The organism is Paracoccus sp. SY, assembly GCF_002901215.1.
GTDB classification, from domain to species: Bacteria; Pseudomonadota; Alphaproteobacteria; order Rhodobacterales; family Rhodobacteraceae; genus Paracoccus; species Paracoccus acridae.
The window spans coordinates 1-13,201 of sequence record NZ_NWMQ01000061.1 but is presented as its reverse complement, the minus strand read 5'-3'; the positions used below and the strand labels follow the sequence as shown (position 1 = coordinate 13,201).

The window sequence follows — 13,201 nt, the reverse complement described above, 5'->3', positions numbered from 1 at the left end:
CGTTGTCCCTTCTTTTCGTCGTGAACTGCTCAACGGCTGGTACAGGCATCAGTAGCTGACCCATTCCGTGGAGTATGCACCGGTGTAATCCTGCATGCGCAGCACGACGGCCCGAAAGCTTGGACCGTACTCACTCAACAGCGTGCTCCCGGTTCTGGCCCGAACGGCGGGATCCAGCCATGCAGGCCAGTCCTCCTCGCTAACGCTTTGCCGCACAAGGCGACCAGACGCATCGTAGGTGCCTCGCACAGTATTCAGATACATGTCTCGCCCTCCACTGCCGCTCGTCACGGACTTGGCAAGATGCCAGACCTCGATCGCGTCACGGTATGCTGCGATGTCCGGCGACAAGTTCTTCTCGCCATCAACCGGCAGGCCGGGACTGCTCCCCATGGGACATCGCCAGAGTTGCAACGGCGGCTCGATGGGCCAGGGGGTGATGCGACGGATGACCTCGGCTTTGGCGGCCGAGCATTCGGCCGATGCCGGAAAACCGCCAGCCATGCAGAGCAAGATGGCGCAATCGATAGGATAGGCGAGGGCAGAAGAGGGCGTGAGCGCCGGGACTGCGACAATCATCCCGGCCGTGACGATGTTGCGTATGTGCCAGCAATCCATATCATTACACCTATCTGCACTGCAGATCGGTATCATGATTACTCCACCTGTGTCTATGTGGCAACCGGCGATTGCGAGTACGTCCGCGGACGGATGGCCTTCGAAGGATCGAAGAAGAAGTTCTCGGGAACAGAAATCTGGGAAAGCTCACCCGTGTTCCAGCGATAAAGCCCACGGGTTGTCTGACCCTCGACAACCGTTTCCGTGAGGATCGCTTCCCGTTTCGTCGTCTGATCTTGATGCATCATCTATTCCTCCGCCCAGTGGGCAATATCTCGCCCGCAAAAGAGTGGCTTGTGTCAGGTCTTGTTCGCCATCGAACTGACAAAACCCTTTCTGCACCCCCAGTAGCTGTGCTTCCATAAGGGAAGAAGTCACGAGAGGATACGAAGCCAGGCGAAACAAAACGAAATGGAACCCGCCAGTCCGCTGACAAAGAACAGTAAGTTTTTTCTGCCACCCCCGAAGGACGGGAGTGACTTCAAGGAGCTCTTCGCCCGAATAGCTGCCACAGGTGCGGGTCGGCCAGCGGACAAAGATGGGTTTCCCCCTGGCCCATGGACGCCCGAACTTCTTGCAGAAGCAATTTCTCAGATCGAGGGCAATCGAGCCGGGGTGGACCTGAGAACGGTGCAGCTTTGGTTTCAGGAGAACGACAGGGGCATCAGCCCTACCAACATTCGGTGGCTGGCGAGAGTTTTAGGTTGTGATGATCCGGTCGCGACCGGCGATTGGCAGGTGGAACTCAGCACGGCACAATCACGGCTGACAGCCAAGAGACGGAAGCAGACCGGCGCAGAAGAACCCGGTGCGTTGGAGAACACAGATGTGGCCCCACCTGCGTCCTCCCGTAACGAGGCAGCCCTGCCGCCAGAGACATCAAGCGAGAACACCCCTGCTGGATCGTCTCGGCACTTCAGTCTGGCAAGTCGATCCGAGGCACTCTTCAGTAGCCGATCCTTGCTGGATTTGCCGGCAACGGTGTTCGCGGGCGCCGTGGCACTGGGCTTCATGTCGTACGTTGTCGACATCCACAGCGTTTTCTACGCCCATCCGAACGAAGCGACCAAGCAGGTGGGGTTTTTGTGGGCGCCGAATTGGACAATTCTCTTCTTGGTGATCCTTCCCCTTTATCTGATGTTTGCGGGTGATTTGATCGCCTATTGGAAAAAGGAAGGGCGCGTGAAGTTTACACTGGGACGAAAAGACCAGTGTACCCGTGACTGGATACGCCGCGTTGAAGATTATTCTTATCCATACTGGGCAAGTCTTTTTGTCTGTTTGCCCATTGCCTCTGTAGTGCAATGGATCAACGAGTGCTTGGTCCCACTGCTGACGAGCGATCCAGGCAACTTTGGTGTGGACTGGGGGCGTATTGCAATTTTCCATCCAGACGTTATCTCGGTGCCGGAAGCCGTCGTATTCACAGGCGCTGCGTACCTCTATATGGGTATCTGCTTCTTTATCTTTTTTGCGGGTTTGATTTTACTTTTTACACTGGTCGATGACCTGTCAAAGATCGGACAGGCGCCAGAACTCTGGTCCTATGCCGAGCGCCGGAAAGAGATCAATGAAGCTTCTTTCAGAGTAATGCTGGGAATATTTCGTTGTACAATTTTGGGGCTCCTTATTGCGATCTGCATGAGGCTTCAAAACATGTTCATGCTATCGCGAGCAGAAACGATCGTGTCGTGGTTAGTTGACGACTTGATGACGGTCTTGAGCGGACGACACGTAGTCCTTGATCGCCTGCCTTACAGTAGACCCACGCTTTATAGCAGCCTTCTCGTCGTCCTGACGACATGTACAGTCTTCCTGCATGGTGCCGCTCGAGTCCGCTGGATGTGCGCACAAGCAAAAGCGATAAATGCTGCTGAGCAGCCACATGAAAAACGGCTACACGATTACTCCGGTCAGTCTAGTCTGCCGTGGGGGATGATGTTTGGGGTCGTGGGGTTACTCGTGGCCAACTACCTGCTCATTGATGTCTTTGCGGGCTTCTCCGTTTTGCTAAGCCTCGGTGGGCTGCTCGCGATATACAGTTTGATTGATCCCGGCTTCCGGTATGGAAGGTGAGCGAGAGGATAATCCAGGTGTTCTACAAGTGGCTTGATCGTTGGGATGAACGGCGAGCGCAGCGCGGAGACGAAGGAAAGAAGGTAACGGACGTCGTCCTTGCTGCCGAACTGGCCTTTCCAGGGGCGGGCAATGTCGCAAGCATTGCAGACTTTTGTGATCTTGCAGATCGCGCCGTTGCGGATCCTTCGTACTTCGATGAACCGATTGGATCCGAGTTATCGTTCGAAGCCAGAAAGGGGTGGATCAGCTTTCCTTCAGATATATCCACAGAGACTGACGAGAATAATAGAGTTTTTGCTCGAATAACGAAGGGCAGATCTTTTGATCACGCTTTGGTCGTGTTTCATCACTGGAATGCGCGCTCCCGGAATGATCTGCTGGCAAAGTCATTTGCCCGGCAAGACATCACGGTTGTTGAGATCGCATTACCCTATCACCTGGAGCGTAAGCGTCCGGGCTCCTCACATGCTGACTATATGCTGAGCGCAAATCTCGGCAGAACGATCCGGTCCGTACGTCAAGGAGTGCTGGATGGCCGGAAACTCATACGGTGGCTCAGGGCTGAAGGCTACAAAGAGATTTCTGTACTCGGCATAAGTCTAGGATCTTGGGTCGCTGGACTGATCGCAGCCCATGATCCGACTGTCAGAAAGGCTGCGTTGTTTTTGACGGCGGGAAGCCTTGCCGACATGGTTTGGACTGGCCGTGCAACCCAATCGATCCGGGCCAGCTTGGAGCCGGCGATCAAATTACCCGATTTAAACAGGGCTTGGGGCCCAGTAAACCTGGAAAACTACACTGATCGGCTTGCTCGGCCAGACTTGGACATTTTGGTTGTTCTGGCCCTGAGAGACAAGGTCGTCTTGCCGGAACTGTCCAAACGGTTTGTCGACCGGCTGAATGACGCCGGAGCCAAGCTGGATGTCCTGGAAGCAAACTGTGGCCACTATTCCCTATCAATCCCCCCATATGTCATTCTATCCGGACTGAGATTAAGGGCGTTGCTCCGTCGGCGGCCTTGAACGGTCTGGAGTTTCCTCTTCTTGTCCAAGTCACTTCCGTCATAGTGAGCACGGAGAACCGGTGGCAATGGTAGTCGGGTCGGAGATGCGCATCGATGCTCCGCCTGTTTATCGGTATATCTGCCGTAGGGCAGTGCCGGCGGCAGACACTTTCGTCTGGACAGGCACGACGCGCGGTATCCGAGCCGGGCAAGGGCCGCCGATGGCAGTAAGCGGGGGTGGGTCACCAGTAGTCACGGAGCGGGCATCGTCAGGTCGCCACGAACAGGTTCGACTGAGCAAAATCTTTTTGGCTTCAAGATGCTCAAATGTAAGCGAAGTCCAGTTTTAAACGATCAGGCTTGTGGAGTTGCTGTAGCTTGAAGATTCTCGGACAACACGGATAACAGACACTCGGCAAGGAAGGTGAGAATCTCCATTTTACCTACTTGCACGGTGAATACGTATTTTGATAGTCTGGCGTAGACGCGTCAGACTGCTTTGTGGAGCGCGTCGCATGACCAACCAAGTCCAGGTTAGCAACGAGGTGCTCACCGTTGACATGTGTAGGGAAAAACTCCTGGACGGCTGGGAACTTCACGTTGTTTGTGCCGAAGACCCTGTCCCAGCACAAAACACGGTCCGAGGCTCTTGGTACCTGGTGGCCTTCGAGCCAGAAACCGGCCGCTTTGGTGTGGTCGTTGCTCAGAGAGACCTTTACCGTGAACGACGGCGGGCTGAGCAATCTGGACGTAAGCTTGATCCGTCAGATTACGCGTACAAGGAGATCAAGACCACCACCGGGCTGTTCAACGCTCAGACGGATCTGGGGATCACCGCCACGGTTATTCCCGGTGCCAAAGGCGTCACTATGGTGGCGCGGCTCTAACTCAGGCAAACAAGACGCGTCACCCGCATCCGCGCTTCGGATTGCTTATCGTCCAGACCGCAGAATATTCGTTTGGAGCCTTGTCGTGGAAACGGCAACTTCGTTCAAACGACGACAGCATGGTTCTGTCAAAACTGCGATCTTAATCAGCCTGATCGGATCTGTCTTACCTGCCGCAGCCGATGTTCTGCGCTTTGACGCAAGCGGAAGGCAGATTGGTATAAGGGGTTCCAGTTCCGTGCAGCACTTCGATGCTGACGGTCGTCGCATCAACTTGCAAGCACGAGAAGGTGTGGCGGTTGATAAGGGGGCGGCCAACTCTGGCCACGCCATGATGTTTTTGGCGCCTCTGGATGCATCACTATCTGACCAGCCAGGCTCCGGCCGCCGCGCGACCGGCATCGCTGCCACGCGAACAGTGGCGCTCCGTTACCAGCATCACCCTGCCCTCTCGCAGAACGATATCTCGCCGCGAGAGTGGGCGGCGCTGTTCCAAGCCCTGGTCTGGCAGGAGTCACGCTTCAATCCCCATGCGGAGAGTCACAAAGGTGCCATCGGCTACGCGCAGCTGATGCCCGGTACGGCCGCAAGGCTCGGCGTGAACCCGCACGATCCGATGCAGAACCTCGACGGCGGCGCCCGCTACCTGCTTCTGCAGCTGCAGGTGTTCCGCTCACCGTTGCTGGCGCTTGCTGCCTACAATGCCGGGCCTGGCGCCGTCGAACGCTACCGTGGCGTCCCACCCTACCGAGAAACCCGTGACTACGTGATCCGCGTGCTGGCGGAACGAGACCGCCTCCTCCGAAACTAGGAAAGGCCACCATCATGGCTCCGAGTCGCTTACTGATGCCCGCCCTCCTCGCCGCCATCCTTGTAACTGCCGTTTCCGGCGACGCCTTGGCGCAATCGGGCGTGGACTTCACGAAAGCCGATACGGTCGGCAACGACTTTGTCGCCTGGATCCGCGGCAACATCGCCACCGTCTTCTTCACGGTGGCCCTGGTGCTGGCAGGCTTTGCAGCCGCCTTCAACAAGATCAGCTGGATGTGGGTGCTGATGATTGCCGTCGGCGCCTTTCTGGTCTTCGGCGCGCCGGGCTTTGTGGCGGACCTGAAGGCGGTCTTCAGCTGATGGAGCGCCATGCCGTCATTCTCGGGCTGTCGCGCCAGGCCAGGCTCCTGGGCCTGCCAATGCCCTACACAATGGCGGTTGGCGCGCTTGTCATGCTGCCCTTCATCTGGACCAAGGCCGCGTCGTGGCTGCTGAGCGCACCACTCTGGTACGGCCTCGCCCGCCTGATCACCGCAATGAACCCGAACGGCCACAAGGCGGTGGCAGTGGTGATGAGGAAGACCCCGCCGCCTTTGTCGCGAAGGAAACGAAGGTTGGGCCGCCACTATGTTTAGCGCCCGATCTCTCCCGGTCAGCGAACGCGCGCGGCGCCATCTGCCGAGATCGCCGCAGGTCTATGCGGAGATGCCCTACGCGCTCGAAGTCGACGATCACACGGTGCGCACGCGCGAGAACGCGCTGATGATGAGCCTGGAGATCGGCGGCATCGACGGAATCACCGCCTCCGACCGGGACATCCTCGATCTGGCCCGCAGCTTTGCCGCTATCCTGGACGGGCTTGATGACCGGTTCACCTTCTACGTCCACCGGCTGATGCGGCCCGCTGCCTTCGGGCTGAAGCCCCTCTATGGTGAGGGCTTCGCGCAGGACGTGGAGATGGCGTGGCGCGGCCATCTGTCCGGCCGCGCCTTGCGCGAGTTCATGCTGGTGCTGACAGTGGTGCGCAACAAGCGGGTGCCGCTCAAGGTGCCGTTCTTCGCAAAGGCCGCCGGGCGGCTTCTCGACCGCAACACCGCCGAACGCCTGCACGAACTCCGCGAGGTCGTCTCGATCCTGGAAACCAGCCTGCCGCTCAAGGCCCATCGCCTCAGGATCAGCGACGGCACGCTGCTCGGCTTTTATGCGGCCATCAGCACCGGACTTTACCGGCCCGAGTATCGCGGGCTGCACACGCTGATTGCCGAGGACGTCTCGCTGCTGTCGATCCACTTCAAGGGGCCGGTGGCCGAGTTCCGCGACGGCTTTGACGCGCCGCGCTATGCGGCCGTCCTGTCGGTCTGGCGCAATGCCCAGCAGACCTGGCCGGGCATGCTCGACGCCCTTGATGCCGGCACCGACACGGTGATCTCGCATTCCTATACGCCCGTCGCCATGGGCAAGATCAGCGAACTGGCCAAGCGTCGCATCCAGCAGATGGAGGCCGCGGGCGATCTGGTCGGCTCCATCGCCGCTGACCTGCACCAAACCTATGACGACGTGGAGTCCGGCCGCTGCGGCTTCGGCGAGCACCAGCTGACGATCACGGTCTTCGGCGGGAGCCCCGCCATGCTGGAGGCAAAGGTGTCCCAGGTCCGCAGCGTGGCGGAACAGGCCAAGGTGAAGCTCGTGCGCTGCAATGACACGATGGCTGCCACCTACTTCGCGGCCCATCCCGGCAACCGGGACTACGAGATCTGGAACCCGCTCACCAAGTCAATCAACTTCGCCGACATGGCGTCCTTCCACATGGCGAGTGCGGGCACCCGGGCCGAGGCCCTGCCCTGGCGCACGCCGGTTACGGTGTTTCAGACAGTAACGGGTGCGGCGCATCGCTTCAGCTTCCATGCGCCGGGCGATCCCGAGGCCGAGCCCACCATTGGACACACGCTGTTTCTTGGTCCCTCAGGCAGCGGCAAGTCCTCGCTGATGGCGTTTCTGGCCGCGCAGGCGCAGCGAACGGGTGCCCGGATGATCCTCTTTGACAAGGACCAGGCACTGCGCATGGCGATCGCGGCGCTTGACGGCCGGTATGCGGCCATTCGCGCGGGTCAGCCCACCGGACTCAATCCCCTTCTGACGGAGTGCGGACCACGGGGCAAGGCCTGGCTTTTGGACTGGCTGGCCCGGCTGGTCGAGCGCGACGGTCCCCAGCTCACGCCGCAGCAGGCCGAGGCGCTAAAAGGCGCCGTGCGCCAGAACGGCGTAGCTCCGGAAGCGCTCAGGACCTTCGCCCATTTCGGAGACCTGATCGGCGATGTGGGGGATAACCGCGACCTGGCGATGAAGCTTGCCGAATGGGCCCCCGAAGGGCGCTATGCCTGGGTCTTTGGGGAGACCGATCAGCCCGTGATCGATCTCACTGCGCCCGTGACGGGGATCGACCTGACAGAGATCCTGTCCATGGCTCCGGAACGCACGGCGGTGCTGTCCTACATTTTCCGCCGCCTTGAGCTTCTTTTCGAGGAGAAGCAGCCGACCCTTCTGGTGATTGACGAGGCCTCTACCGTCTTTGACGATACGTTCTTCGCCCGCTGGCTGCCGAAGTGGCTGGTCACGGTGCGCAAGCTCAATGTCGTGGTCGTGCTGCTCACGCAGTTCCCGTCCCAGATCCGCGACAGCCACTCAGGCTCGATCATCCAGGCCATGCCAAACCAGATGATCTTTCCCAACCGGGCTGCTGACATTGCGGACTATGAGGGCTTTGGCTTCACCGAGAACGAACTGCACTTCATCCTGACGGGACACACGGCCGAGCGTCAGGCCCTGTGGCGACACGGTAACGGTTCCACGATCCTGGATGTCAATCTCTCGCCGCTCGGCCCCTTCCTGACCGCACTTGGCGGCGGCGAGGCAGGCCACCGGGCCTTCGGTGCGGACTATTTCAGCCGGCCCCATTTCTGGAGGACCCCCGATGCCTAGGCTTGTGCTCCTGGCTGCCATCGCCACCCTGCTTGCAGGTTGCGGCGACCCGCCGATCCGCAAGACCAACTGCTGGTCGGGCATGGCCTTCGTGGCCACAAGTTCCTGCAAGTAGGAGGACGTGCGATGCAGGCCCGCGTTTCCGCTCCCGCCTGCATCCTGATCGCCCTTGTGGTGATCCCCGCAGGCGTGGCGGGGCAAGGCGTGCCGGTGATCGATGCGAAAAAGGTTGCCCTTGAGGTGCTTGGCCTGCGCGAGGAGGTGGTCAGGACAGGGGAGCTACAGGCCAAAAACGAGGAAAGGCTCCGACAGATCGCGGCGCGGGGCGATCAACTGGTGGCGGCGCAGGAGACGCTCGATCTGCTGTCTGAGACCTCCCGCTTCGTACCGGGTCTCGAGGAAGCCGGGACCTCGGGCGACGGTGCGTTCACGGGAGCCACCGACATCTACGTCATCCCCGACAACAACCCTTATGCCGCCCGCATCATGGGCGATGCGCCGCTCACGATCGAGCAGATGATCTCCGACACCGCGCAGGCCCATGCCGGACACCCCGCCCTGGCGCGAGCGGGCATAGATGCGGTCGAGTTCCGCTGCTGGCTGCAGGCGCTCGTCAAGCAGGAGTCGAACTTCTCCATCGGCGCTCGCAGTCCTGTCGGGGCCTTCGGGCTGACTCAGATCATGCCCGGCACCTTCGCCGAGCTGGGCATTCCAGACGATGGCAGCCGCCAGGATCCCCGCACGCAACTCGACGGCGGGGCGCGGTATCTCCTGAAAGGTCTCGGCATGTTCGGGACCATGCCGCTGGCGCTTGCCGCCTACAATGCCGGTCCAGGTGCGGTCCAGAAGTACGGTGGCATCCCGCCCTACGCGGAAACCCGGACCTACGTCGCGAGGATCACCGGTTACTACAATCGCTATGCGGGCCGCATGGGTGGCAATCCGCAGGCCATCGGCACGCTCGATCCACGCGACATGGCCATCGCCGAAACCTCGAACGTCTCGGACGCGGCCCTGGGATATGCGGCCGTCAGCACGAATACGATGCACGGCTCCATGACCCGGCTGCAGGACATCCTGCGGCAGGTCGAGACGACCCGATCTGCGAAGGCCGCCATGGATCTGAACACCTATGCCCGCGCCGAGGTGGCACGCATGGCGGTGATCCTGACCCGGCTTCAGGCTGTGGAGCGCAAGGTCGAAGCCGCCCGTACCGCGCTGCTCCTTGAGGCCTATGCCCGGGACGAGGATTACCTGAACATGAGGATCGACGGATGAGACGGATCTCGAAAGCGTTCGCACTCGGCGCCCTTTCCTGCGCCCTGGCCCTGCCCGTTACCGGACAGGGCGTGCCCACCATCGACGCGACCAGCCTGGCCAAGCTCGTCGAGCAGCTCACCGAGGCAAAGCTGCAGTTGAAGGAGCAGATCGCTCAGAACCTCAAGCTTGACGAACAAACCACGCAACTTCTTCAGCAGATCGTGCTTCTGCAGGACCAGATCGACGCATTGCGCGATGGGCTCACCCTGGCCGATCTCGGTGTCGATCCCGACAGCTTCCTCGAGGACATCCTGCCGGGGTTTTCGGACCTGACCACTTCGGTTGAGGCCGCGCGCATGGGCGACGGGACCCGCGTGCTGTCCTCGGGCGACATCCTGGGCAGCGGGCGCACCGTCACAGGTCATGTGGACGGCACCTTTGCAACCGCAGGCTTGTCTCGGGAGGGCGTCGACACGCTGGCCAGAAGCGAGGACCAGACAGCGGCAAGGATCGGGCAGTCTGCCAACGTTAATGCCTTCATGAGCGTGGCGGCGGAAAGCTCGGCGCAGGCGGCCACCGACAGCCTGACACGGCTCGATGGCCTCGTGCAGACCATTCCCGACACGGCGGGGCTGAAGGAAGCCATCGATCTCAACACGCGGGTCACTGCCGAGCTTGGCATCGCACTTGCCAATGTCTGGTCAATGGAGGCGATCCAGACGGTCGGTCAGGGTAATATGGGAGTCATGGACGCAGCGACCGCGGCCGACGAGGAAAAGTACCTGCGCATGAAGCTGGAGGACTGACCATGACACGGACGGTGATACTGAGCGGGCTGGTGATCCTGGGCCTTGGCACAATGGGACTGGCGCAAACGCCAGGAGCGCCTCCTGACCTCCCGGAGGCGGAACTGCAGGAACTCTTGGACCGACAGGCCGAGATGAGCGAGGCGGAGAAGCCGGCGGAAGAAGATTTTCTGAGCCTCGACCTTTCACCCGATGTGGATGTGTCCAGTGTTGAACGGGTGCCAAGCGCGGCACAAAACCAGCCGAACCGGACGTGTGAAAAAACGCCGGAAATGCGGTCGAACGTTCGGTCGCCTGGGGGGCCAGGCAAGCGCGCCTATCGAGACATCGCAGTTTATCTTTCGACGATCAATGTGATCTCGACACAGGACTGCACCTGTGCCGGAAAAATCATTCCACACGAAAGGGTGGCCAGGTTCGAGGATCGCTTGCGCAGGGAACTGGACGTGGATGTCCTTACGCCGGACCACACCCGCGGCCTCTATGAAGCCTACGAGCGCCAAATCAAGATCGTCGACGCCATGTGCGGAGAATACTGATGGCCCTGGTAGAAACCATCCTTGGGGATCTGGACGCAGCGGTCCTCGACGTTGGCGAGACATACTTCACCGCGACAGCATACGCACTCGATCCGATGCTGACGATCGTAACCACGCTGCTGATTGTTCTGGTCGGCATTAACATGGCGCTCGGCGCCTATCGGCTCTCCATGCGCGATACTTGGCAGATCATCTCGCGGATTGTGCTTGTCTTCCTGTTCGCCCGCTCCTGGGCAAACTTCGGAGCGATCTATGATGCGCTCTCATCAGGCGCTGGCAATCTTGCTCTCAGCTTCTTCCACGGCGGAGCGGCTACACCCGAGGCCGCCATGGACAAGTTTGCGGTACAGATGTCGGATGTCGCAGACGGAGCCGCGGCGGCTCAAAGTGCCATCGCCCGGGGCGTGATCGCCGGGTTCCTGTTCATTATCCTGTCGGTCCTGATGGCAGCCTATGTGCTGATCGTCGGCTTCTCGAAGATCATGATCGCATTCCTGCTGGGCGTCGCGCCATTGGCGATGATCGCCACCCTGTTCGAGCGCACCAAGTCCCTCTTCGAGGCCTGGCTGACCTCGTTCGTAGGCTATCTAATGTATCCGATTGCCGCGGCAGCCGTGATCGGCGCTGTCGTATCGATGGCGGAGGCCCAGTTTACACCCCAAGCTGAGGTCGAGGACTTCTCGATGATCCTTGGCTTTCTGTGCGTCGCCTTTGTCGGCATCTTCGCCCTGCTGGCGATCCCTACAGCGGCGGCCAACATCACCGGCAACTTCAATCTCGCGAACTTCGCTCCCGAGGCCGTGCGGCTGGTGGGGCGTCCGGTGCTGCTTCCTGCAACTGCGACCGGAGCCGGGATACGCAGGGGAGGAGAGGCGCTCAAGACACGTGGCGAAGCATTCGTATCCGGCGCACTCACAGGCAAGACCCCGATGCTTGCCGCTCGTGCCCGGGACCGATCCTGGGCGGAAAAGGGTGCCGATCTGCGCGCCAAGCTGCGCGGCATCAACATCATGCAGGGCAAGGGTGACAGCGGCGCATGAGGCGCCTGAGTTCTGGAGAAGTCCATGAAGGACGGCGAGGCTGACAGCAGGACGATCCTGGAAACCGAACTGATCTTTGGGCTCCGTCGGCGCGAGCGGCTGGCCTGGAGTGTGGCCATCGGCGGGGTGTTGGTGGGCCTCGGCGGGGTCGCCATTGCTGGGCTGACGCTGCCCTTGAAGGAAACACAGGCGTTCGTGACCATCGTGGACAAGGACACCGGTCTGGCTGAGCGCGCGGTCCGGATCGAGGCGGCCGGTGTCGAGCAAGGCGTGGCTGTCGAGCAGTCGCTCCTCTACAACTATGTCAAGAACCGCGAGACCTATGACGAGGCCGACAACGAGGCCCGCATCTTGCGCGTCTACCGCATGTCCGCGACCCGCGTGCAGGCGGCCCTGAAGGCACAATGGGACAAGGCGAACCCAAACTATCCGCCGCTGATCTACGGATCGAGCGGCAAGGTGATTGTGGATGTGCTGTCGATCACACCGGTTGCCGAGAACACCGCCCAGGTCCGCTTCACCAAGCGCCTCGAGAAGCCTGGCGAGCCGGACCGGATTGGCAAATTCTATGCCACGGTCCGCTATGCCTTCGAGCCTACGACCGCGAGCGCGGTGGAGCTCGTCTGGGAGAACCCCTTCGGCTTCACCGTCACCGATTACCGCGTCACGGCGGAAAGCTTTGAGGCTCAGGATATGGGGACCCGGCCATGATCCGCTCCGCCACAATCGGCGTACTGCTTGCGCTTTCCCTACCCGCCCTGTCCCACGCCGAGGCCCGCCCTCGTGCGGGCGGAAATGACAGCCGCCTGACCTATGCCACCTTTCAGGAGGGGCAAGTCTATACCATCAACACCCGGGTCCGGAACGTCACTCTGGTCGAGCTTGGGGATGGCGAGACGATCCGCTCGATTGCCATTGGCGACAGCGAGGCCTTTCAGGTTGAGAAGCTTGAAGGCTCCAACGTCTTTACCGTCAAGCCCGTGCTCGAGGGCGTCAGCACCAACCTGGCGGTCGAGACCAACCGGCGCTTTTACTTCATCCATGCCGTGGAGTCCGCGCGGGCCACGCCCAACTGGTCGGTGAAGTTCACCGTGCCGGGCAGCGGCCGGTCTCGTTCCCGCGGGGCGGCAGCGGCAGCGGCAATCCCGGCGGAGGTGCCGATGACCTACCGCGTCCTGAGCCGCACGGGCGCAGCCGAATTTGTGCCAGTCGGGATCTC

The 13,201-nt window shown here is 60.7% G+C and carries 16 protein-coding genes; 14 read left to right on the top strand and 2 right to left on the bottom strand.

Features of this window, described 5'->3' with window-relative positions; all coding sequences use genetic code 11:
- Positions 1 to 48: 48 nt before the first annotated feature.
- Both CK944_RS20220 and CK944_RS20215 read right to left on the bottom strand, forming a co-directional pair.
- Positions 49 to 654, bottom strand: coding sequence for a hypothetical protein (locus tag CK944_RS20220; RefSeq protein ID WP_371411684.1), 606 nt, complete (start codon positions 652 to 654; stop codon positions 49 to 51).
- 17 nt (positions 655 to 671) lie between these two features.
- Positions 672 to 866 (bottom strand): hypothetical protein, encoded by a 195-nt coding sequence (locus CK944_RS20215; RefSeq protein WP_103174864.1) that lies wholly within the window; start codon positions 864 to 866, stop codon positions 672 to 674.
- 163 nt (positions 867 to 1,029) lie between these two features.
- Between CK944_RS20215 and CK944_RS20210 the strand changes: the two genes are divergently transcribed.
- The 14 genes from CK944_RS20210 to CK944_RS20150 form a co-directional block, all read left to right on the top strand.
- The gene (locus tag CK944_RS20210; protein ID WP_192877792.1) at positions 1,030 to 2,694 is read left to right on the top strand and encodes an RcgA family putative transporter; all 1,665 of its coding nucleotides are present in this window, start codon (positions 1,030 to 1,032) and stop codon (positions 2,692 to 2,694) included.
- Between the two features lie 17 nt (positions 2,695 to 2,711).
- Positions 2,712 to 3,719, top strand: a complete 1,008-nt coding sequence (locus CK944_RS20205) for a S9 family peptidase (RefSeq protein WP_103174863.1) — start codon at positions 2,712 to 2,714, stop codon at positions 3,717 to 3,719.
- Positions 3,720 to 4,215: 496 nt separating this feature from the next.
- Positions 4,216 to 4,587 (top strand): hypothetical protein, encoded by a 372-nt coding sequence (locus CK944_RS20200; protein WP_103174862.1) that lies wholly within the window; start codon positions 4,216 to 4,218, stop codon positions 4,585 to 4,587.
- Between the two features lie 85 nt (positions 4,588 to 4,672).
- Positions 4,673 to 5,398 carry a lytic transglycosylase domain-containing protein gene (locus CK944_RS20195; RefSeq protein ID WP_239986180.1) on the top strand — a complete coding sequence of 242 codons (726 nt, stop codon included), beginning with the start codon at positions 4,673 to 4,675 and terminating at the stop codon, positions 5,396 to 5,398.
- Between the two features lie 14 nt (positions 5,399 to 5,412).
- Positions 5,413 to 5,718 (top strand): TrbC/VirB2 family protein, encoded by a 306-nt coding sequence (locus CK944_RS20190; protein ID WP_103174861.1) that lies wholly within the window; start codon positions 5,413 to 5,415, stop codon positions 5,716 to 5,718.
- On the top strand, positions 5,718 to 5,993 hold the full coding sequence (locus tag CK944_RS20185; RefSeq protein ID WP_103174860.1) for a VirB3 family type IV secretion system protein: 276 nt from the start codon (positions 5,718 to 5,720) through the stop codon (positions 5,991 to 5,993). Before CK944_RS20190 ends, CK944_RS20185 begins: the two co-directional genes overlap by 1 nt.
- On the top strand, positions 5,986 to 8,337 hold the full coding sequence (locus CK944_RS20180; RefSeq protein ID WP_103174859.1) for a type IV secretion system protein B4: 2,352 nt from the start codon (positions 5,986 to 5,988) through the stop codon (positions 8,335 to 8,337). Before CK944_RS20185 ends, CK944_RS20180 begins: the two co-directional genes overlap by 8 nt.
- Positions 8,330 to 8,452, top strand: a complete 123-nt coding sequence (locus tag CK944_RS24230; protein ID WP_256388170.1) for a hypothetical protein — start codon at positions 8,330 to 8,332, stop codon at positions 8,450 to 8,452. Before CK944_RS20180 ends, CK944_RS24230 begins: the two co-directional genes overlap by 8 nt.
- An 11-nt stretch (positions 8,453 to 8,463) precedes the next feature.
- On the top strand, positions 8,464 to 9,615 hold the full coding sequence (locus tag CK944_RS20175; RefSeq protein WP_103174858.1) for a lytic transglycosylase domain-containing protein: 1,152 nt from the start codon (positions 8,464 to 8,466) through the stop codon (positions 9,613 to 9,615).
- Positions 9,612 to 10,403: a type IV secretion system protein gene (locus tag CK944_RS20170; RefSeq protein ID WP_103174857.1), complete on the top strand. Its 792-nt coding sequence runs from the start codon at positions 9,612 to 9,614 to the stop codon at positions 10,401 to 10,403. The genes CK944_RS20175 and CK944_RS20170 overlap by 4 nt, the downstream gene beginning before the upstream one ends.
- 2 nt (positions 10,404 to 10,405) lie before the next feature.
- Complete coding sequence (locus CK944_RS20165; protein WP_103174856.1) at positions 10,406 to 10,942, top strand: hypothetical protein; 537 nt, start codon at positions 10,406 to 10,408, stop codon at positions 10,940 to 10,942.
- The gene (locus CK944_RS20160) at positions 10,942 to 11,982 is read left to right on the top strand and encodes a type IV secretion system protein (protein WP_103174855.1); all 1,041 of its coding nucleotides are present in this window, start codon (positions 10,942 to 10,944) and stop codon (positions 11,980 to 11,982) included. The genes CK944_RS20165 and CK944_RS20160 overlap by 1 nt, the downstream gene beginning before the upstream one ends.
- 24 nt (positions 11,983 to 12,006) lie before the next feature.
- Positions 12,007 to 12,693, top strand: a complete 687-nt coding sequence (locus CK944_RS20155) for a virB8 family protein (protein ID WP_103174854.1) — start codon at positions 12,007 to 12,009, stop codon at positions 12,691 to 12,693.
- Positions 12,690 to 13,201 (top strand): TrbG/VirB9 family P-type conjugative transfer protein (locus CK944_RS20150; RefSeq protein WP_103174853.1); only part of this gene is annotated, 512 nt, incomplete at its 3' end. The genes CK944_RS20155 and CK944_RS20150, both read left to right, overlap by 4 nt.